General features: G+C 59.6%; 23 protein-coding genes. 9 read left to right on the forward strand and 14 right to left on the reverse strand.

Translation table 11 applies throughout. The annotated features are described in order from the left end of the window. Positions 1–38: 38 nt before the first annotated feature. Both ACR0LF_RS07930 and ACR0LF_RS07935 read left to right on the forward strand, forming a co-directional pair. Complete coding sequence (locus ACR0LF_RS07930) at positions 39–749, forward strand: AzlC family ABC transporter permease (protein WP_480579402.1); 711 nt, start codon at positions 39–41, stop codon at positions 747–749. Continuing rightward, a complete protein-coding gene (locus ACR0LF_RS07935; protein ID WP_480579404.1) occupies positions 746–1078 on the forward strand; it encodes an AzlD domain-containing protein in 333 nt (110 codons plus the stop codon). The genes ACR0LF_RS07930 and ACR0LF_RS07935 overlap by 4 nt, the downstream gene beginning before the upstream one ends. Here the strand turns inward: ACR0LF_RS07935 and ACR0LF_RS07940 are convergent. From ACR0LF_RS07940 to ACR0LF_RS07970, 7 genes are all read right to left on the reverse strand, one after another. Then, on the reverse strand, positions 1067–1699 hold the full coding sequence (locus ACR0LF_RS07940) for a hypothetical protein (RefSeq protein WP_480579406.1): 633 nt from the start codon (positions 1697–1699) through the stop codon (positions 1067–1069). The two genes, ACR0LF_RS07935 and ACR0LF_RS07940, sit on opposite strands and share 12 nt — an antisense overlap. Positions 1700–1716: 17 nt before the next feature. Further along, positions 1717–1851: an aa3-type cytochrome c oxidase subunit IV gene (locus tag ACR0LF_RS07945; RefSeq protein ID WP_171122663.1), complete on the reverse strand. Its 135-nt coding sequence runs from the start codon at positions 1849–1851 to the stop codon at positions 1717–1719. 89 nt (positions 1852–1940) lie between these two features. Beyond that, on the reverse strand, positions 1941–2480 hold the full coding sequence (locus ACR0LF_RS07950; RefSeq protein ID WP_480579408.1) for a hypothetical protein: 540 nt from the start codon (positions 2478–2480) through the stop codon (positions 1941–1943). Further along, positions 2467–4308, reverse strand: coding sequence for a glycerophosphodiester phosphodiesterase family protein (locus ACR0LF_RS07955; RefSeq protein ID WP_480579410.1), 1842 nt, complete (start codon positions 4306–4308; stop codon positions 2467–2469). Before ACR0LF_RS07955 ends, ACR0LF_RS07950 begins: the two co-directional genes overlap by 14 nt. Positions 4309–4364: 56 nt before the next feature. Continuing rightward, the gene (locus tag ACR0LF_RS07960) at positions 4365–4817 is read right to left on the reverse strand and encodes a DUF6173 family protein (protein ID WP_480579412.1); all 453 of its coding nucleotides are present in this window, start codon (positions 4815–4817) and stop codon (positions 4365–4367) included. Positions 4818–4821: 4 nt separating this feature from the next. Beyond that, on the reverse strand, positions 4822–5868 hold the full coding sequence (locus ACR0LF_RS07965; protein WP_480579414.1) for an MBL fold metallo-hydrolase: 1047 nt from the start codon (positions 5866–5868) through the stop codon (positions 4822–4824). Beyond that, a complete protein-coding gene (locus ACR0LF_RS07970) occupies positions 5868–7571 on the reverse strand; it encodes an acyl-CoA dehydrogenase (protein WP_480579416.1) in 1704 nt (567 codons plus the stop codon). The genes ACR0LF_RS07965 and ACR0LF_RS07970 overlap by 1 nt, the downstream gene beginning before the upstream one ends. 138 nt (positions 7572–7709) lie before the next feature. Between ACR0LF_RS07970 and ACR0LF_RS07975 the strand changes: the two genes are divergently transcribed. After that, the gene (locus tag ACR0LF_RS07975; RefSeq protein ID WP_480579418.1) at positions 7710–8660 is read left to right on the forward strand and encodes an L-threonylcarbamoyladenylate synthase; all 951 of its coding nucleotides are present in this window, start codon (positions 7710–7712) and stop codon (positions 8658–8660) included. Here ACR0LF_RS07975 and ACR0LF_RS07980 read toward each other — a convergent pair whose 3' ends face one another. Further along, positions 8661–9215: a YqgE/AlgH family protein gene (locus tag ACR0LF_RS07980; protein WP_480579420.1), complete on the reverse strand. Its 555-nt coding sequence runs from the start codon at positions 9213–9215 to the stop codon at positions 8661–8663. Positions 9216–9373: 158 nt separating this feature from the next. On the opposite strand from ACR0LF_RS07980, the gene ACR0LF_RS07985 reads away from it, so the two are divergent. Beyond that, the gene (locus ACR0LF_RS07985; RefSeq protein WP_480579422.1) at positions 9374–10174 is read left to right on the forward strand and encodes a protein-disulfide reductase DsbD domain-containing protein; all 801 of its coding nucleotides are present in this window, start codon (positions 9374–9376) and stop codon (positions 10172–10174) included. Between the two features lie 4 nt (positions 10175–10178). Then, positions 10179–10598, forward strand: a complete 420-nt coding sequence (locus ACR0LF_RS07990) for an NUDIX hydrolase (protein ID WP_480579424.1) — start codon at positions 10179–10181, stop codon at positions 10596–10598. On the opposite strand, the gene ACR0LF_RS07995 is transcribed toward ACR0LF_RS07990, so the two are convergent. From ACR0LF_RS07995 to ACR0LF_RS08020, 6 genes are all read right to left on the reverse strand, one after another. After that, positions 10595–13996: an efflux RND transporter permease subunit gene (locus ACR0LF_RS07995; RefSeq protein ID WP_480579426.1), complete on the reverse strand. Its 3402-nt coding sequence runs from the start codon at positions 13994–13996 to the stop codon at positions 10595–10597. The genes ACR0LF_RS07990 and ACR0LF_RS07995 overlap by 4 nt on opposite strands. Positions 13997–14001: 5 nt before the next feature. Beyond that, the gene (locus tag ACR0LF_RS08000; RefSeq protein ID WP_480579428.1) at positions 14002–15450 is read right to left on the reverse strand and encodes an efflux RND transporter periplasmic adaptor subunit; all 1449 of its coding nucleotides are present in this window, start codon (positions 15448–15450) and stop codon (positions 14002–14004) included. Positions 15451–15556: 106 nt separating this feature from the next. Beyond that, positions 15557–16099, reverse strand: a complete 543-nt coding sequence (gene moaB, locus ACR0LF_RS08005; RefSeq protein ID WP_480579430.1) for a molybdenum cofactor biosynthesis protein B — start codon at positions 16097–16099, stop codon at positions 15557–15559. Between the two features lie 6 nt (positions 16100–16105). Then, the gene (locus ACR0LF_RS08010; protein ID WP_480579432.1) at positions 16106–16726 is read right to left on the reverse strand and encodes a LysE family translocator; all 621 of its coding nucleotides are present in this window, start codon (positions 16724–16726) and stop codon (positions 16106–16108) included. After that, the gene (locus tag ACR0LF_RS08015) at positions 16723–17322 is read right to left on the reverse strand and encodes a metallophosphoesterase family protein (protein ID WP_480579434.1); all 600 of its coding nucleotides are present in this window, start codon (positions 17320–17322) and stop codon (positions 16723–16725) included. Before ACR0LF_RS08015 ends, ACR0LF_RS08010 begins: the two co-directional genes overlap by 4 nt. Further along, on the reverse strand, positions 17319–18086 hold the full coding sequence (locus ACR0LF_RS08020) for a uracil-DNA glycosylase (RefSeq protein WP_480579436.1): 768 nt from the start codon (positions 18084–18086) through the stop codon (positions 17319–17321). The genes ACR0LF_RS08015 and ACR0LF_RS08020 overlap by 4 nt, the downstream gene beginning before the upstream one ends. A gap of 83 nt (positions 18087–18169) precedes the next feature. On the opposite strand from ACR0LF_RS08020, the gene ACR0LF_RS08025 reads away from it, so the two are divergent. From ACR0LF_RS08025 to ACR0LF_RS08040, 4 genes are read left to right on the forward strand one after another with little or no spacing between them, the layout of a single operon-like run. After that, a complete protein-coding gene (locus ACR0LF_RS08025; protein WP_480579438.1) occupies positions 18170–18784 on the forward strand; it encodes a scavenger receptor class F, member 2 in 615 nt (204 codons plus the stop codon). A 59-nt stretch (positions 18785–18843) separates the two neighbouring features. Next, a complete protein-coding gene (locus ACR0LF_RS08030) occupies positions 18844–19779 on the forward strand; it encodes an aspartate carbamoyltransferase catalytic subunit (RefSeq protein ID WP_480579440.1) in 936 nt (311 codons plus the stop codon). Next, positions 19776–20294 carry a hypothetical protein gene (locus tag ACR0LF_RS08035; RefSeq protein ID WP_480579442.1) on the forward strand — a complete coding sequence of 173 codons (519 nt, stop codon included), beginning with the start codon at positions 19776–19778 and terminating at the stop codon, positions 20292–20294. The genes ACR0LF_RS08030 and ACR0LF_RS08035 overlap by 4 nt, the downstream gene beginning before the upstream one ends. Beyond that, entirely contained in the window at positions 20279–20665 is a 387-nt protein-coding gene (locus ACR0LF_RS08040; protein ID WP_480579444.1) for a hypothetical protein, read from the forward strand. The genes ACR0LF_RS08035 and ACR0LF_RS08040 overlap by 16 nt, the downstream gene beginning before the upstream one ends. Positions 20666–20874: the final 209 nt, after the last annotated feature.

The raw sequence follows: 20874 nt of genomic DNA on the forward strand, positions 1-20874 counted from the left end.
AGACAGTTACTTCTGCAGCATTACCATAGGATTTAGCCATGGCCTCTGCCACATCCAAGTCATACTTCTGGAAAGGTTTTCGGGACGGAACGCCCTTTATCTTCGTCGCCGTCCCCTTTGGCCTGTTGTTCGGTGTTTTTGCAACCGAAGCCGGGCTGAATATCGTACAAACCATCGCCTTTTCGGCCACAGTATTTGCCGGAGCGGCCCAATTCACGGCGCTGCAACTTTTGCAGGACCAGACACCAACGATCATCGTCTTAGTCTCGGCACTGGCTGTGAACCTGCGCGTGGCGATGTATTCCGCATCGCTCACGCCCTATCTGGGTGCGGCCCCTCTTTGGCAGCGCGCCTGCGCCGCCTATCTGATCGTCGATCAGTCTTATGCCTGTTCCATTGTGCGATTCGAGAGAGAGCCTGACCTGACAATTCCCCAGCGCATGGCGTATTTTGTCGGCTCGGTTACGCCGATCACGCCGCTCTGGATTTTGGCAACCTGTCTTGGGGCTGTTCTTGGCACCCAGATCCCGGAAAGCTGGGCACTGGATTTTGCGTTGCCGATCACGTTTCTGGCCATGATCGGACCGATGATGCGCACACTGGCTCATGTGATCGCCGCTTTGGTTGCGATTGTCGTAGCTCTGCTGGCCGTAGGTGTGCCCTACAATCTGGGCCTTTTGATTGCAGGCGCTGCCGGGATGATAGCAGGCGCACAGGCGGAATTGATGTTGGAGCGCAGAAGGTCATGACCCAGATCGACCCAACCACCATGTGGATCATTATCGTGGGATTGGCAGTGGGCAGCTATGCACTGCGTTTCACCTTTATTGGGCTTGTGGGGGATCGTCCGATGCCCGCCTGGCTGCTCCGCCATCTGCGTTACACAGCCGTGGCCATCCTGCCCGCATTGATTGCACCTTTGGTGGTCTGGCCTTCGGCCACCGAGGGGCAGCCGGACCTGCCCCGCATGTCAGCGGCAGCGGTTGCATTGGCAGTGGGAGTGGTCAGCAAGAACGTATTGGCGGCCATCTTTTCCGGGGCCGCCACGCTCTATGGACTGCTGTATCTATTGGGTTGAGGTTGCGTCTATCTGATTGAGAAGCGCATTGTTTGCAGCCAACCCTTTTTGCAGATCGGCATCGTCACTTTCACGGTATTCCTGCGTTACGACACCGGGAATCTGCCCGAACTGGTCGGACAGTTTTACTGGGCTGAAAGTGACGTCGATCTGTTCAAATCCGGGGACTTGCTGCAGCAGCCGAGCCGTGGAATTCGCGCAGAACGCACCGGCAACAGGACCAGTCTGCTTTGCAAGCTGATAGGCTATCTCTGCCTGTTGCGGGGTGACGACCAGTGTCTGGATACGCGCATAATGGCTCTCACGCGCATGTGCGCTGCGATATGCGCGCTCAACGGCGGGTGTTATGCCGTAAAGGACATCATCCTTCAAAGGGACGACATCGGCCCGAAACGAACCCGCAGGATCAAAGATCACACGTTCACTTGCACCAATCATCAAAGATGTATGCGCCCCCGAACCGGTGCGCGTATTGATCATTGTATAGAGCGTCAGAGTAGACGGCCCGGGATCGCGATAAGATCTCGAGACGATTTCGGCCTGATCCGCCTGCGGACGGTTTGAACCCGCACAGCCCGCGACCGTAGCGACCAGAAGGCAGGCGATCAAAAACCTGAGCAAGATAGCCACCGAAACGCTTAGGCGGCGAAAACTGCCAGGAACAGGCACAGGAAGGCAATGGCCACCACACACCATGTGGTGGCTTTGATGAAACCATTGAAAGTTTTGGTTTGGACCGTGATGTCCATTTCGCCGTGCTTGTGTTCAGCCATGAGTCTCAGATTCCCAATTCACGTGTTTGATCTGTTGGATAATAGAAAACAAAACGCCTGTCACCACGTCATTCGCGCGCAGGGCGTGCTTACTTGAAAACCGAACAGCCAGGATACCCGAACCCCCAGCGCCACGGCAGGCCACTGCATGGCCCACCACCGAATCGCACCGCCCCGTACATGGCATCCGCAGTGATCGCGTGCACGCTGCGAATCTGTTCCGGTGTCATGCCGTATCGAACGGCATAGTCGTCTGCATGGCTGTCTCCGTGCGCCTCCACGCAGGCGTGCAGGGCATTATCTGCGGCCAGACGCGCGTCATAGCTTTCCTCGGTAGACATCGCACCGCCAGCGTTATGATACGCCCGGTCATGGGTCACGCAGCAATATTCCCATGGCGGGTGCTCTTCATACAACTCGCCGACCTGCGGGAATTGCTTTGCCACCCAACGCCAGCTGGCTGACAACCCGCCGGAACAGCCGTCGGTTTCAAACGCGGTCAGTTCGGCACCGTCGCTTTGCTCGATCAGTGCGCGGTGGCTGGGCAGTTCAAACCCGCGCATCAGGTCCTGAGCCATAGCAGACATCGGCAACACCGACAAAAGCAACGTCAGGTTAAGGGCTTTCATCGCGCATCGCCTCGGTATCGACCTGCAATCCAAACGTTGTGGCCAACCACAGCAACAGCCTCTCACCCGGCCCCATTTCAGCACGCACGCGCAGAACCTCATTGGCCATGGCCGGGCGATCGGTGATCAGGCCATCCACTCCCATCGAGGCCATTCGCGACATCTGCAAAGGATCATTCACCGTCCAGACGTAGATATCCTTGCCCGCATCCTGCACTTGCCGGATCAACCCCGGTGTCACCATCCCCGCATTGACCGCGACGAATTCGCCTTCCAGCCCCGACAAGTCTCCTACGGCCGTGGCGGCCAGCACGCCGGACCGCCAGTCAGGTCGCAGTTTTTTCATCTTTTGCACCGCCGGATACTTCAGGGACATGGTGGCAATGTCGTCCTGCATCTCTAACTCTTCCACCAGATTGATCACCCGGTTTTCGAGATCAACATCGTGACCATAGTATTTCAGCTCAATCAGGACCTTGGACCTGCCCTTGGCCGCTTCCAACACCTCGCGCAGAGTCGGTGTACGCTCCGAGGCATATTCCGGCCCAAACCAGCTGCCGATATCGATATCTGCCACATCCTCCATCGTCGCATCCCAGACCTTCAGGTTTACCCCGGCCAGCTTCATGAAATCGCTGTCATGGGCGACGATGACCACATCATCAGCTGTTTCCTGAACGTCTATTTCGACCCAATCCGCGCCATCCTCGATCGCTTTCAGAACAGCGGCCATGGTGTTTTCAGGCCGTATGGCGGCGGCACCCCGGTGGCCGATGACTTCGGCATGATCCGGTGCTTGTACCCGTTCCAGCAGGCTTTGACCGAACCAAAGGCCAATGCCCAACGCAGCCAGAGCCGCCGCGACGGTCACAAAGACAGGGGCGCGGATCTTTCTCGGCTCGGGGTGAGGGACCTCTTTGAGGTCTGTGTCGAAAAAACCGTCCAGCAAGACCGCCAGAGCGCCCAGCGCCGTTGCCGCCAGAACCAAACCCGCCAAGGACCACAGCCCTGCAATGATCAGGCTCAGGATCAGGGCAAGCCTGAGGCTATCGCCGCCTTGAACTGGCACAATCGCAAACAACAGACCGGCCACCGCTGCGATCAGAGCGGCAATCGCAAGGCGCATCCCCAACCACAAGACAAGTTCGATCTTCAACCGCCCGCGCTTGCCTTCCATCTTCTGGTCGCTTTGGGCGAAGGCCACGCGTGGTGAAGCCCCGTCGAACAGAACAAGATGCAGGGCCAGCGCCCAACCGGACAGACGCCGGATCAAGACCCAGGCCAACGCAAGAACGACCAGCCCGATCAAAATGACGGCCACCTGAAACGCGGGCGGGTGAAAGGTCAGGTAGTAGTTGATGTCATATTCGGTCAGCGTCCACCACGCGATCAGCCCTGCAACTGCCACAAACGGCAGGGCAAGCAACAGGACACGCAGGATGAAGCGCACGGCAAAGCCGAACAACGCCGGAAAGCGGGACAGGTTCAACGCCAGCGCCGCGCTGCCCGCGCGCCACGGATCGCTTTCGCCCATCCGCAGCGACCCGGCCATGACCGAGAACACAAAGACCTCGGCCAGCAGAAACAGGCTCAGCGCCGCGATACCTGCGATAAACCCCGCCGGTGACAGCAGGAACATCGCAATGTCCTGATCGGTCAGTGCCGTCTGATCTGACAGAGAAACCGCCAGATTGACCGCCACCGCAACCCCCGGCGCGATCAGTGCCACCAGCAGCAGGCGCACGGCGATATAGATGGGCACAAAGACCCGGCGCCGGGCCCAGGCCCCGGCGTAGGCATGTGTTACTGCTTGGAAAAATCTGGTCACGCGACGGCCTCCGGACTGATGCAGTCATTCAAAGGCGCGCAAGCGTGAATTGCAAGTCAGCTGTCTTCCAGATCCGCCGCCAGACGGAACCCGATGCGGTTGGCGGGTTTATCTTCGACCGATTTGGGCAACGCCCTCAGCATCACGTTCAACTGGCTGACATGCTGCACCAGCTGCGTGCGGGCTCCGGCCCCGTCCGAGCCGTAGAAGGTGATCATATCGGGGTCGAAATACCCCATCCCTTCGATCCGCATCACGCCAGCATCACCACCGGTAAAGCCCATTGCGACCTCGTGATCGCCGTCCAGCGTCTTTTCGAAATTCTGGATATACATGATCAGCCGCTCATAGGCCCATTGCGCCGGGCTTTTGCTTTCCACCGGCTTGTTCAAGGGCTCAGGCAGGTTTTTCTTTCCCGATTCAGCCTTTGGATCAGCGTGTACCTCATAGCATCGTGGCAAAGCGGCGGCTTCGGCGGCCTCGGCCGAGGTTTCGATCTGGTCCTGCATTCTTCTACCCTTTGCGCTGATACAGCCAAGCCCCGTCCGCATGTTGCGTCCGGGTTACTGCTCCAATGTGGTAAAGATGATTCACATGTGCAACCGCCTCGACCAGCGCGAGGCCGTATTCCCCTTCGCGGATCGTACGCTTGAAAAGTGGCAGAAAACACTCCGCAGCCGCTTTGGGCTGATCCAGATGATCCAGCAGGCGATCCAGTGCACCATGGTGGTTATCGATCAACTGCTTCATGCGCAGCGGCAGGCCGGTAAAGGGCAGTTTGTGCCCACCAAGGACGAGATGATCGGGGCGGGCCAGTGCTTGCAACCGCTCGCACGTCTCAAGCCACGCCGAAACCGGATCGGCCATGGGTTCAGTCGCATAGACACCCAGATTTGGGCTGATTGAACTGAGGATCTGATCCCCGCTCAGCACCAGGTTGTCGTCTCGGCTCCAGAAGGTGGCATGTTCCGGGGCGTGGCCGTTGCCCATATGCACATCCCAGTCGCGCCCACCCATGCGGATCACATCGCCCTGCTTGATCCGGGTAAAGCCCAGCGGCATGGGATAGACCGTATCGGCAAAGTTGAAGGGGCGGTCTTTCATCCGCGCCTTCAGAACCTCGGGTGCCATGCCAGCGCTGCGATAGAAATCAAGCGTCTCTTCCGGCCATGTTTCCTGAACGTCCAGCGTCAGCATCCGTGCAAACAGCCATGAGGTGCGGCTTGTGATCAGCTCGGCCCCGTGTTCCGACTGAAACCACCCGGCATTGCCGACGTGATCGGGATGGTGATGGGTCACGACCACCCGTTTGATGGGTTTCCCTTTCAAGGGGCCATCCATCAGATTTTCCCAGATGCGCCGTGTTTTGTTCGAGGACAGCCCCGTGTCGATCACCGTCCATCCGTCGCCATCGTCCAGAGCATAGATATTGACATGATCCAGCGCCATCGGCAGAGGCAGGCGCATCCACAGGACACCCTCGGCAATCCGGGTGGCTTCACCCGGCGCGGGCGGTTCAGCCCACGGATATCTGATCCCCAAAACGCAATCCCCGTCCATCAGGCTGCCAACTCCTCCGGGCTGAGCGCAAAGAGGTCATCCGCCCCGCTTTGCACCCGCGCCAACAGGCCCGAATGTTCGGGCAACAAAGCATTGATATAATAGCGCGCCAACTTCGCCCGTGGTCCATCCGGATCGGCCAGAGCGGCGGTCAGGTGGTAATGCCCACCCAACACCCGGGCAAAAGCCTGCAGATAGGCTGTCGCACCTGCAAAGCGGTCGTTCACGTCGTCTTGCGCCACCAGCCACTCGGTCGCTTCGCGCAGGGTTTCGCTGGCCTCCCACACGGGACCGGCCAGATCGGGCATCGTGGCACGGGCCCGCTCGGCATGGTCTTCGATCTCGTCCAGAAGGTTCGAAGCGGCCTCACCCCCGTCCATCATCTTGCGTGCAACAAGATCCATGGCCTGAATGCCATCGGTTCCTTCGTAAATCGCGGTGACGCGCACATCGCGGGAATATTGCGCCGCGCCGGTTTCCTCGACAAATCCCATGCCACCGTGCACCTGAACTCCGGTTTCAGCCACACGAATCCCAGTACGTGCCCCAAAAGACTTTCCGATAGGGGTCAACAACGCGGCCCGCGCAGCCCAATCGGCGTCGCCCGTGGCCTTCGCCATGTCAATTGCGGTCGCATTGGCCAGCAAAATCGCACGCGCCGCGAAGATATCAGCGCGCATATCCATGATCATGCGGCGCACATCCGCATGATCGATGATCGCACCGGACGGCGTCCTGCCCTGTTTGCGTTCCAGCGCATAGGCCAAGGCGTGCTGATAGGCGCCTTCCGCGACACCTACGCCCTGACCGCCCACACCCAGACGTGCGTTGTTCATCATGGTAAACATGGCCGCCATACCACCATGTTCCGCGCCGACAAGCCATCCCTTGGCCCCGTCGTACTGCATCACGCAAGTGGGTGAGCCGTGCAGACCCATCTTATGTTCCACTGAAACCACTTTCAGGTCATTGGCCACTCCCGGATTGCCATCCGCATCAGGGATGTATTTCGGCACCAGGAACAACGAAATCCCCTTGGTGCCCGGCACGCCATCCGGCAGGCGGGCCAGAACCAGATGGCAGATGTTTTCGGCAAAGTCGTTGTCACCCCAGGAAATGAAAATCTTCTGCCCGGTCACCGAGTATGTGCCGTCGCCATTTGGTTCAGCCTTTGAGGTTAACGCCCCTACGTCCGATCCTGCCTGAGCCTCGGTCAGGTTCATGGTGGCAGACCATTCGCCGGAAATCATCTTGGGCAGGTACAACGCCTTCAATGCGTCGCTTGCGTGATGCTCCAACGCCTCGATCTGACCCTGCGCCATCAGTGGCGCCAGTTGCAAGGAAAGGCACGAGGCGCTCATCATTTCGTTCACGGCAGTGGTGATGGTCATCGGCAATCCCATGCCGCCATATTCAGGATCAGCGCTGATCCCAACCCAGCCGCCTTCGGCAACCGCCTTCCAGCCATCACCAAACCCCGGAGAGCTGCGCAGCACACCATTCTCAAGCCGCGCAGGTTCCAGATCACCGGCGCGCTGCAACGGGGCCAGAACCTCTTCGCACATCTTGCCCGCCTCGGTCAGGATGGCGCTGACGACGTCCGGGCTGGCATCTGCGAATGTTTCTGTGGCGGCGACCTGGTCGAACCCGACCACATGGTCCAGCAGAAATTGATAATCTGAGATTGGGGCGCGATATGGCATGGCTTCTCTCGGGGTCTAACGGGTCAGAATACATCGGCGGGCTTGGAATCATGTGCAAGCACCGGTAAGCGTATGGGCTTGGACAGATTACGTACTCTTCCTCATGTTTCAGGCAACCAAAACGCGGCGTCATCAGATATGATCTCATCCGGCACTCAGGAACTGACGGCAGATCCCGACGGCATTGCCCGGGCCGCCGATCTGTTGCGTCAAGGCCTTCTGGTCGCCTTTCCGACCGAAACGGTCTATGGGCTGGGCGGCGATGCCCGCGATGGGCAGGCCGTTGCATCGATATACGAGGCCAAGGGGCGGCCCAGTTTCAATCCGCTGATCGCCCATGTCGCCTCGGTCAGCTCCGCGCAGCGATTTGTGCAATGGTCGGATCAGGCCGAGCAACTGGCGCAGGCCTTCTGGCCCGGCCCACTGACATTGGTTCTGCCTTTGCGCGACGGGCATGGGATTTCCTCACTGGTCACCGCCGGGCTGGACACGTTGGCGGTACGCGTGCCCGCACATCCGACAGCGCGCGCTTTGTTGTCCGATTTTGACGGACCGGTCGCGGCCCCGTCAGCAAATCCTTCGGGTCAGATCAGCCCGACAACGGCAGCCCACGTGTGGTCGGGTCTTGGGGGCAAAATAGCAGGTGTTCTGGATGACGGTCCCTGCGGCGTCGGACTTGAATCCACTATCGTGGGTCTTGCCGGAAAGCCCACATTGCTGCGCCCGGGCGGTGTTGCGTTGGAGCAGATCGAAGACCTGCTGAACCTACGCCTGCAATTCCATCAATCCGGTGATCTGCTAACCGCGCCGGGGCAGTTGCAGTCGCATTATGCACCGGATGCACCGGTCCGGTTGAACGCCACGGCGCGCCAAGGGGAAGAGGTCTTGCTGGGCTTCGGGCCGGTCGAGTGCGACCTGAACCTGTCTGTCGACGGAAACCTGACCGAGGCGGCCGCGAACCTCTTTGCCGCGCTACATCAGCTGAACGAGAGCGGCCGACCGATAGCCGTATCTGCGATTCCTGACACCGGACTGGGGGCCGCAATCAACGACCGGTTACGCCGCGCCGCTGCTCCCCGCGACAGCTGATCAGGCGCGGCCTGCGCTGGCCGACAAAGTCAAAGGATCCACGCCCAGCGTTGCCAATGCTGCTTCCCACTTCTCGTCATCAGGCACATCAAAAACCAGCTTCGATGTCGCCTCAGTGGTCAGCCAGCCGTTCATGGCAATCTCATCCTCAAGCTGGCCGGGGCCCCAGCCTGAATAACCCAGCGCCAGCATCGAATTCAGCGGCCCGGTGCCCGAGGCGAGGTCTTCGAGCACATCCAGCGTCGCGGTCATGCTGAAATCCTCGGAAATATGCATGGAATGCAGGTTGGCCTCATAATCGGCGCTGTGCAGGACAAAGCCACGCGACATCTCAACCGGGCCGCCGAAATGCACAAGGCGTTCTCCGATCACCGGTATACGACAGGCAATGTTCAGCTGCCCCAGCAAGGTCTTGATTCGCAAATCCGACGGCTTGTTTACGATCAAACCCATGGCGCCATCGTCGCCATGGCTGCACATATACAGTACCGAATGGTCGAATCGCGGATCGCCCATGCCGGGCATCGCAATCAACAGTTTTCCGGTCAGGTCCATATGCCGCCATCTCTTTCTCAGCTCACTTCAACAATGGCCCCCCCGAACCTCTGTTTGCAAGAGAACAACGGATATTTCGACAGATTTCATCGCAGTGACCCGATCGTGACTTGGAATCCGGCCCTGGCCCGCGCATGTATGTGGTTATGAAGACGTCAATGAAATCCACCGCTGTCGCCGCATTCGCGTGTCTGAGTCTGTCCGCTCCAGTAGCTGCGCAGGGTCTGGACGGCGTGGTTCAACTGGATGTTCTGGACGGTGGCCGGACTGCAAACGGCACCTATCTGACCGCTTTGAAACTGACGCTCAAGGACGGCTGGAAAACCTATTGGCGCGCGCCCGGAGATGCCGGCATCCCGCCCGAGTTCGACTGGAAACGTTCCAGCAATGTCGGTCACGTGGAAATCACCTGGCCTGCGCCTGCAATTTTCGACCAAAACGGCTTGCAGTCCATCGGCTATGAAAACCAACTGGTTCTGCCGATCGAGATCACACCGCGCAATCCCGCCAAACCGGTCCGCCTGCAAGGTGAAATGGATCTGGGGGTCTGCAAGGACGTTTGCATCCCGGAGCGTCTGGGTTTTGACCATACGCTCGACGCCGATGCGGACCGCAACCCGGCGATTGCCGCGGCGCTGGCGCAAAGGCCCTATTCTGCGCGCGAGGCACGCGTCTCCAATGCCACCTGCAATCTGACACCAACAAAAGACGGTATGCGGATCGAGGCGCGGGTGACGATGCCGTCGGCGGGTGGCCGTGAAGTCGCCGTAATCGAGCCCGGCAATCCCGTCCTTTGGGCCTCGCAACCCGTTTCCGAGCGGCAGGGGGATACATTGGTGGCCAAGGCCGAGATTATCAACGCGTCCGGCGAGCCGTTTGCGCTGAACCGGTCCGAGGTTCGGATCACTGTTCTGGGGGCAAATCACGCGGTCGATATTCAGGGCTGCAGCGCAGGCTGATTGCATGAGCCAAACTCCGAAGATCGGCGCCTTGGCGGTTGTTTTGCATCAGGATCAGGTTCTGCTGGTTCAGCGCAGCAAACAGCCGGATCAGGGACTTTGGGGCTTCCCCGGCGGCCATGTGGAATGGGGGGAAACCGTTTTGCAGGCAGCGCAGCGTGAGTTGCAGGAGGAAACTTCGGTCATCGCGCAGCCCTCGCATTACCTTAACAACCTGGATCTGCTTCGGCAGGATGACGATGGGCAGGTCGTATCCCATTACCTGCTGGTGGGTGTCGCCTGTCACTATCAATCCGGTGCGCCAAAAGCCGGTGACGACGCGTTGGATGCCCGCTGGTTTCCGATTGACCAAATACGTCAGGGCGAACTGCCGATGAGCGCTCGGGTCATTGAACTTTTAGAGTACGCATTGCGCGCGGGTTAAGCATCTGCCGATCTTGTGAGCCGACCATAGAGCAATCCTGACAGCAAGACACTCAGGACCACGATCAGTATCGCCCCGGCCAGAAACGCGCCCAGCCCCATTTGCAGCACCGCCACACCGTCTCCACCTGCATAGAGGCTCTGCAATGCGCCAATCGGCGCGCCGGTTGCGGCGGGCCAGACCATCGTCAGGCCGAACCAGAGCGCCAATGCGCCTCCGGTCACCGCCAGCGCGCCACGAACCACCTTGTCAGGTGCCCGCGCCGCGCGGCGCATGGCCGTCATCGGCCGCGCCACGTCATTGAGGATCGCCAGCAGAGCAGGCACCAGAATCAGCACCAACAGCATCCCGAACCCAAGACCGTAAACCAGCGTGATCACGGTGGGCTTCAGGAACTGCGCCTGCTGCGAGCCTTCGTACAGCAATGGCGCAAGTCCCAGAACGGTGGTCAGCGTGGTCAGCATCACCGGCCGCAACCTGTCTGCCGTGCCTTCGACAATCGACGGAACCAGCCCGCGATCCTGTTGATAGGCATCTATCGTGGTCACCAGAACGATCGAGTCGTTGATGATGATCCCCGTCATACCAAGCAATCCGACCACGGTGAACATACTCAGCGGCACCTCCCAGATGTAGTGACCCCAGATCGCACCAACGAGACCGAATGGGATAATCGCCATAACCACCAGCGGTCTTGTCCAGCTGGCGAATACCCATGCCAGTACAAGGTAGATCCCGGTCAGGCACAAGATCAGACCGGTGCGCGCCTCGGCCAGGAATTCGTTTTCCTGCTCACTCAGACCCGACATGCGCCATTCGACCTGTCGTTCCGCCGCGATATTGGGCAGAATCTCGTCCTGCATCGCCCGTTCGATTTCAGCCGCGCGCGCCGGATCGTCTTCCGAGATGTCGCCATATACCGAAACAACCCTGAGGCCATTTTCGCGCCGGACGGTCGAGAAACCTGACTTGCGCTCGACCGAAACAATGTCGGCCAACGGGACATAGACCCCGTCCGGAGAGCGCATGAGAGTACGTTCAAGGAAATCCGCCGTCAGTTCACCTTCGGGCAGTTCCACCCGGATTTCGGCACTGCGGGGCCCGTCCGGGAAGGTTGCCGCTTCGATTCCGTTCAGGCGGTTGCGCAGGACACGCCCCAATGTTTCGATCCGGAAACCCAGCGCCTGCCCCTGCGCGGTCAGGTCCAGAAGGAACTCTTCCTTGTCATAGGCCAGATTGTCTTCAAGCGCCGACACTTCGGGGAATTTCGACAGTGCGGTTTGCAGATCTTCCGAAGCCGCCTTCAACACGTTCACGTCCGAGCCATAGAACTGCACATCAATGGCGTCGCCGCCGGGGCCGGATCGCCAACCGCGGAAACTGATCACTTCGAGCTTTGGATGACGCGGCACGAAATCCTGCAACTCGCCCACAAATTCAAAACTGGAATAGGGGCGCAGGTCGGCGTCGATCAACTCGATTGAAATGCCCCCAAGGACACTGCCATCTTTTCCGTCTGCCGCAGCAAGGCCACGACCAGCGGTACCGCCGACCTCGGCCAGGACATAGTCAATCGGGTTGCGGCCATAGCGCTCTTCATAGATCTGGCCCAATTCGTTGGTTGCGTCCTGCAACATGTGCATCATTTCAAGCGTATCAGACCGCACCGACCCTTCGCGCATGATAAAGCCGCCAGTCACCGAACTGCGTTCAGGTGCGTTGAAAAAGCGCCAGTTGACGTCACCACGAATGAACAGAGCGACCTGGCTGGCCAAGATGGCGATCATCAGCGCAACAACGACATAACGCGCCCATATCACCCAAGCGACAAGGGGGCGGAACAGGTTGTCCCGAACCCAGCGGAAACCGCGGTTGACGACACGATTTGGCAGATCGTACCAGTGTTCCTTGGCTGAATGGGCAATCGCGTGCGCCATGTGATTGGGCAGGATCAGAAAACACTCGATCAGCGACGCGATCAGAACCGCAATCACCGTGAACGGAATATCGCGGATCAGCTCTCCGAACCTTCCGCCAACCAGCGTCAAACCAAAAAACGCAATCACCGTCGTTACCGTCGCAGCCAGTACTGGCATCGCCATACGCCGGGCCGCACGTTCAGCGGCCACCACAGGCGCTTCGCCCAGACGACGGGCGCGGAAATCTGCGTGTTCACCCACCACGATGGCGTCATCGACCACGATACCCAAAGTGATGATCAGGCCGAACAGAGAGACCATGTTCAGCGACAGGCCCCCCAGATACATCAGCGCAATGGCCGCCGACATCGCCACTGGAATTCCTGCAGCGACCCAGAAGGCGATGCGCGCATTCAGGAACAGAAACAACAGGCAGACGACAAGGCCAAGGCCCATCAGCCCGTTATCGACAAGGATGTTCAGCCGGTCGGTGATCGCCTGCGCCCGGGTGCGGATCAGCTCGATCTTTACACCTTCAGGTACGCTGGCCTGCATGGCGCGGGCAACATCTTCAACCGAGCGCTGGATGGCTATCGCATCGCCCAGATTTGACCGGTCCACCCTTATGGACATGGCCGGGTGTTCGTCCACAAAGTAACTGCGATGCCGGGTCACACCTTCGACCCGGATCGTTGCGATATCACCAACCGTCAGCTTCGATCCATCGGCATTGGTCCGAAGCGCGATGCCTTCAATCTGCTCAGGGGTGCGTTTTTCTATCCCGGCCCGAATGCGTGCGCCTGCGCCTTCCACCTCACCAGCCGGATCGGTATTCACTTCGGATCCGATCGCTGCTGCAATATCTGCCATGGAGATGTCGTTAGCGATCAGTTGCGCCGTAGCGACTTCGACAATGATCTGCGGTGCCGCTATGCCCCGGATGGTCGTACGGGTAACACCGGCAGTGAACAAACGGTTGATGAGCTCATCCGTCATTTTCGCCAGTTGGTTGGTATCGGTGGGTCCACTGACTACAACATCCGTCACCCGGTCCCGCCACGCGCCGCGTTTGATTTCGGGCTCTTCGGACCCTTCCGGCAAATCCGTTACGCTGTCTATCGCTGTCCGGACCTCTTCAACAGCGCGGGACATGTCCCAGTTGGGTTCGAACTCCAATCTGACCTGCGTCCAGCCGGGATGCGAGCTGGCCTCGGTACTGGTCACGCCTTCGACGGCCAAAAGTGCAGGTTCCAGTAGCTGCACGATTCCGGCGTCCATATCCTCGGGACCGGCACCATCCCATGTGACGCTCACATCGACACGTTCCAAAACAACATCCGGAAAGAACTGCGCCCGCATGTTCGGTATTGCTGCTGCGCCGAGAACCAGCATCACAAGCAGCAACAGATTGGCAATTGTCTTATGCCGGGTGAAGTAACTGAGTAGGCCGCCCGCCGCGCCGGGTATCTCGCGCATCATGGCGCTCAACCTCCGGCCCTGGTTTCAATGCTGTGTACCAGAGACGCTGGCACGCGTGCTTCCTGCAACTGACCCAAAACCTGCGCTTTTTCGTCCTGCGGCATAGCATCGTTGGCCTCGACCCGGGCCATAAGTTCGGCACGTTTTGCATCGGACAGCTCAACCATGCCGGGGTCGGCCACAGCTTCGAGCCTTTGTGGGCGCACCCGCACGCCCGGCCCAAGCAACGGCGTACGTCCGGTCACAACTTCGCGCCCTTCCAGCCCATCGCCGCGCAACAAAACCTCGTCACCCTGCCTGCGGACCAACTGCACCGGCAGGCTTTCCAGACGGTCATCCGGCCCAAGCACCAAAACCGTTCCCGACGCATCCAAAGCCGAGGACGGGAAGCGGAACACACCGGCAAGCGGCTGTTCCTGAACGGATACCGTAACAAAATCTCCGGGTTTGAAACCCGATGCCTCTTGCAGGCGCGCATAGATCAAGCGTCCGGTCTGGCCTTCACCAGCTGACCCGCTGTCGCGGCTGATATGGCCCGTGGCGGTCAGATCGGTGCCGGTTACCTCAAGCGATATGGTGACCGGCGCATTGATCAACCTGTCGTTCTCATCCAACAGCCGCACATATTGTGCAGTCGATACCCGAAACGCCACCTCAAGAGCGTTGGGATCAACCAGTTCCGCCAGCTTTTCATTGGCCGACACCAGCCGTCCTTCCACAAGTGTCACATCGGTCAGGGTACCGCTGAAACCGGCCCGCACCGTCATATCGTCAAGGTCGCGTTCCGCCGCTTCCAGAGCGATCACCGCCCGGGCCTGCAATGTCGTTGCCTGATCGACGCGGGATTCCGCCTGCGCAAGTGCAATGCGACGCGCCAGAACCGCCTGTTGAGCAGATGTAGCCGCCAGTTCGGCCTCTTCCACGCTGGCCGCGGCTCCTACGCCCCGGGATTCCAGGTCGCGTTGCCGCTGCAACGCCCGTTCCCGCAAGTCCGCCTGCGCTTCGGCGGCTTTCAATTCGTCCTGCGCCAGCAACAATGACCGTTCCGCGTCACGCTCTTCGAATTGGGCGTCCAAAAGATCAGACTTGGCCCGATCCAGCGCGGATTGGGCATCTGCCGGGTCCAGTTCAACCAGAACTTCGCCTGCCGTTACCGTTCCCCCATCTTCAAAATCTTCCGCCAGCGCGATAACGCGGCCACCCAGTGCCGCCCGCAGTTCCAGCCTGCGACGGCTCTGAACCTCTCCGAAAGCCTCTAGATAAGGAATGACGGTTTCCGCCTCAGCCGATCGCACCGCAACCGCAAATTCACGTTCACGCGCAGGGGGCGTTGCATCTTCCCGCGTCAGGACATCCTGCACCGCACCCACGATGGTCTGGGCGGCGACAAACAGCAATGCCAGCGTCAGAAACGCCAGAAAGATACCGACAAGACTTTGCCGTAGAAATCGCATAAATCAGTTACCCCGGTTGCACCAAGCTGCCGTCCACAAAATGTAGCTGGATCACGAATTATGCCAAGCCACAAAGCGGTTATACGGATTTGAACGTACGACCAGTCTACTTCCGTCGCAGATGTTCGTCCAATCTGGGCATTATTTCCACAAAATTGCAGGGGCGATGCCGGTAATCGAACTGTTTTTCCAGAATACCGTCCCACGCATCCTTGCACGCCCCCGGGCTGCCGGGCAGCGCAAACAGGTATGTCCCACTTGCAACACCCCCGGTTGCGCGCGACTGAACCGCGGAGGTGCCGATTTTCTCCATCGAGACGATGGTAAAGACGGTGCCAAAAGCGTCGATCTCTTTCTCATAGACGTCCCGATGCGCTTCGACGGTCACATCGCGCCCGGTCAGTCCGGTGCCTCCGGTCGAAATCACGACGTCAATCTGATCATCCGCCACCCAGACACGCAGCTGATCGGCGATCTGAGAACGCTCATCCCGGATGATCTTGCGATCCGCAACCACATGGCCCGCCTTTTCGATCCGGTCCACCAATGTCTGGCCCGAGCGATCCTCTTCCATTGATCTGGTGTCCGAGATCGTCAGGACGGCAATTCTGACCGGAATGAACTCCTTGGTTTCGTCAATGCGTGACATCTTGCGTCAGGCCCTTTCCATAATGGCAAGCCGGATCGCGAGGGCCGCAAAAATACCGCCCGTGATCCAACCAATGATGCGAGAGGCGCGCGGATTGCCGATCAACACTTTGCCTGCACCCCCGGCAAAGATACCGACCAGCCCGTTCACCAAAAACCCGCCAAACGCGATGATCAGCCCGAAGATCAGGAATTGCAGCAGGACAGAGCCCAAAGTCGGGTCGACGAATTGCGGAATAAAAGCAAGTACGAACAGAATGACCTTTGGGTTGGTCAGGTTGACCAACATTCCGTCCCGAAAAGCCATACGCGTCGACCGCATAGGCGCATCCCCCGTCGCAGCACCGTTTCGGATAGCACCCCAAGCCAGATACATAAGATAAGCTGCACCCATCCAGCGGATCACTTCAAACAGCCAAGGCAGCGCTGACACCGCCGCGCCCAAACCCAGCCCGGCCAGCAGCACATGTATCATCGAGCCCACAGACACCCCGGCACTTGCCGATACCGAGGGCCACGCCCCGGACCGCAGCCCCTGCCCAAAGCAGAACATCATATCGGCACCCGGTGTCAGATTCAGTGCCAGGGCAGCCGGAATAAAGACCAGCAAGGTCTGGAATTCGATCACGTACCCACCTCAAACCAATTCAGAGTCGGACCCAGATTGGCCAAATGTGTCCGGCCCAATGTCCCGCGATAACCCCAGCTTTCATGCACATGGCCGAAGACTGCATATCCGGGCTGAAGACGTTCTATCGCATCCCGCACGGCTGTCGATCCGACCGACAGGCCTTGCGAGGTCTGATCGCCGTACCCTTTGGGCGGTGAATGAACGACAAGGATGTCCGCCGCGTCGCACCTATCGAGCATCTCGGCAGCAGCCCCCTCGGTCAGGTCACAGGACCAGTCTCCAAAAGGTGTCGGCGGTACGCCGTATCCCAGACCGAAAAGACGCAGCCCATCTACGCTCATGCCGGTCCCGTGCAGGACGTGTACGCCTTCGGGTGCAGCGTCAGCCAGTTCACCAGCGCTTTCGGCATTGCCGGGGATCAGGACCAATGGTGCCGAAATGCCTGACAGCATCTGCATCGCCTCGTCCAGCCCTTGCCGCATGTTGCAATAATCTCCGGCTCCGATGACCAGATCCGCCTCGGCGCTGGCGGCAACCAGATCGGCTGCCCGGTTGCGCGCCATGTGCAGGTCGGAGAATGCCAGAATTTTCATGCGCCACCTCTCAACCGTGCCTTCAACTCCAGCAAATCCGCCCAGGCCTGCCGTTTCATCTGCGGCTGACGCAACAGGTATGCAGGGTGGAACATCGGGATCACAGGCAGGTTCATCGCCTGATCCCATTTGCCACGCAGACGGGTGATGCCGCGTTTCCCCAGCACCGCCTGACAACTGATATTTCCCATCACCACCAGAACCTCGGGCTTGGCCAACGTTACATGGCGTTCCAGGAAGGGTTTCATCATCCCGATTTCCTCGGGCTTGGGGTCACGGTTCTGCGGGGGCCGCCATGGCAGCACATTGGTGATATAGACGTTCTCATGGCGATCCATATCAATCGCCGCCAGCATTCGATCCAGCAATTGACCGGCGCGACCGACAAAGGGCTTGCCTTCGCGGTCTTCGTCGCGCCCGGGGGCCTCGCCAATAATCATCACCTTCGCGCCGGGGGTGCCGTCGGCAAAAACCAACTGCCGCGCCCCGCGTTTAAGCTCACAATGGTCGAAAGCTTCCATCGTAGCGCGCAATTGATCCAAAGAGGCCGCCCCCTGAGCTGCCGTCTGGGCGATCGAAACCGGGTCAACCTGCTTGGGTTTGGCAGGGGGCGCGGGGGCCGCTTCTGTTTTCTTGGTTTTGGGGGTGGTATCGGGCAACGCATAGCGATCAACCGGCGCATCTCCGATTGCCTCGGTCGCGCCCAGTTCGATCTGCCATTCCAGCAGCGCCCGCGCAGAATAATAGTCCAAGCCCGATTCCATACGGATAATTTACCTGCCTGAGGGCTGAGGGAAAGCGAATAGGGCTTGATCGGTCGCTCTGTCGCGCCGACCATCCGGGGGCGATGCTCAGAATTCTGCAATTCCTCCTGATCGGGCTTGTGCTGGCTATTGCCGGCGATCCCGCGATGGCGACGTTCCACAACACCCAAGGACAATGCCGTGCGGGCCAATTCAAATGCGGCAGCACCTGTTGTTCGGGGGGCCAAAGATGTAGCTTCGATGGCCACTGCATTCCGCTGGGCGGCACCTATTGCGGCGGCGGGCGCACCTGCGGACCATTCGAACGCTGCGTCGCGGGCGGAACCAGATGTGCGCCGGCAGGCGCGAACAAATGCACATCACGCTTGGATTGTCCGGGCGGCAGTTTCTGCAACGGACGTGGCGAGTGCGAACGGATCGCACCCGAGCTGGACACCACACCACCCAAAACTTGCGACGACGGCCGCACCTGCGCGCGCGGCTCCTTCTGCTTGCCCGGCGGCGGTTGTTCCCGTCCGGGATGGTTTTTGTGCGAAGAAACCGGATCGCAGTGCCGCCCCGGCTTCAAATGCTCGGCGCATCAGGGCTGTGTTCCGATCAAGGCCGTCGACTGCGGCTATGGCAAATGGTGCAAACCGGGCGAACTATGCCTGCCCGAGGGCGGCTGCGAAAAACTGCCAGAGGGCACGGAACCTTAGGTTGCCTTGGGCCGCGCAGCTTTCTATAAGCGGCCCGATTGTCAGACAGGAGCCCGCCCATGCGTTTCGCCCATCGTCACCTTCTTGGCATCGAGCATCTGTCCCAATCCGATATCACCGAAATTCTGGATCTGGCCGAGACCTATGTCGCCATGAACCGCCAGTCGACCAAACATTCGGACGTGCTGTCGGGGCTGACCCAGATCAACATGTTCTTTGAAAACTCGACCCGGACACAGGCCAGTTTCGAACTGGCGGGCAAACGACTGGGCGCAGACGTTATGAACATGGCGATGCAGGCGAGCTCGATCAAAAAGGGTGAAACCCTGATCGATACCGCGATGACATTGAACGCGATGCATCCTGACCTTCTGGTGGTCCGGCACCCGCATTCCGGCGCTGTGGACCTGCTGGCGCAAAAGGTCAACTGCGCCGTTCTGAACGCGGGCGATGGCAAACATGAGCACCCCACACAGGCCCTGCTGGACGCGCTAACCATCCGTCGCGCCAAAGGGCGGCTGCACCGGCTGAACATCGCCATTTGCGGCGATGTCGCGCATTCCCGCGTTGCGCGCTCGAACCTGATCCTGCTGGGCAAGATGGAAAACCGCATCCGCCTGATCGGGCCACCAACGTTGGTGCCCGGCCAGTTCGCCGAATTCGGGGCCGAGATCTACGACGACATGAACGAAGGCCTCAAAGACGTCGACGTCGTCATGATGCTGCGCCTTCAGAAAGAGCGGATGGATGGCGGGTTCATCCCCTCGGAGCGCGAATACTACCACCGCTATGGTCTGGACGCTGCCAAGCTAGCACAGGCCAAACCCGATGCCATCGTCATGCATCCCGGCCCGATGAACCGCGGGGTCGAAATCGACGGTACGCTGGCCGATGACATCAACCGATCCGTCATTCAGGAACAGGTGGAAATGGGCGTCGCCGTCCGCATGGCCGCGATGGACCTGTTGGCCCGCAACCTGCGCGAAGCCGCATGAGCGATCTGACCATCGCCCCCCATGAACGCGGCGTCTTGCGCCTGTTCGCGTTGGACATGCGCCCGGAAGAGGCGAAGTTCCTGCGTGAACCGGGTGCCGCCGATCAGGTACTTGGGGTCAACGGTCTGGATCCTGAGCAGATCGATGTTTTCCCGGTATCCGACCTCGAAGATCTCGGGCTGTACGGCTATCTGACCGAGGGCTGCGGCGTACCCGCTGACCAGTTGGACCGGGATGCTTTGGCCGCGATCGACGGTTGGGTCATTGTCTTGCGCAGCGCGGCCTTCCGGGGACGCCCCGCGACATTGAAGCCCGATCCGCGCCTGCGCATGATCGGCCTGTTCACGGAAGAAGCCACAAACTGGACCGGAGGGGTCATCGATACCGAAAGCGCCAAGCCCTTCTCGGCCCCGCAAGCCACTCCAGCCGATGACAAACCCCACCGCGTTGGGTCGGCCATTCTGGCACTGGCCGCGTTTTTGGTCATCGGAGGCGTCATATGGCTGATCTTGTGACCTTCGCCCCGGACAAAGGGGCCTATATCCGCACAAATGCATGGCTGGCTGCCGTTGCTATGGCCGGTGCCATGCTCGTTCTGTGGCTGATCGGAAACCCGTACATCTGGACCGGAGCCCCCGCAGGTCTGGCGGCCATCGGCTTTCGCGCGTGGTATCTGGCCTCGGAAGAGCTGGTTGCCAATTGGGAGATGTCGGACACCACTTTGACAGGCCCGGGTCCGCGCAAGGTGCCGCTGAACCAGATCCAAGCGGTCAACACCATGGGCAGTTTCGTCCAGATCGTCACCAAGGGCGGCGACAAGCACCTGATCAAATACCAGGCCGATCCCGCCACCACCAAAGCTGCTATCGAAAGGGCGATGGTATGAACGGCGAATGGTGGCAAGAACAAATTCCTGACGGCGAAGATGTTTTGTGGGTTGGGCAACCGGATCAGGGTTTATTTCCACTTCAGTATGGCTGGGCCTACAAAGTCTCTATCATTCTTCTCATAGGGGTTTGGGCAGGAAGCCCTTGGATCATCGACAGCGCTTGGGACTTCTGGAAAATCTTTATCTCAACAATTGCTTTTCCGTTC

This window comes from Ruegeria sp. E8, from assembly GCF_056533985.1.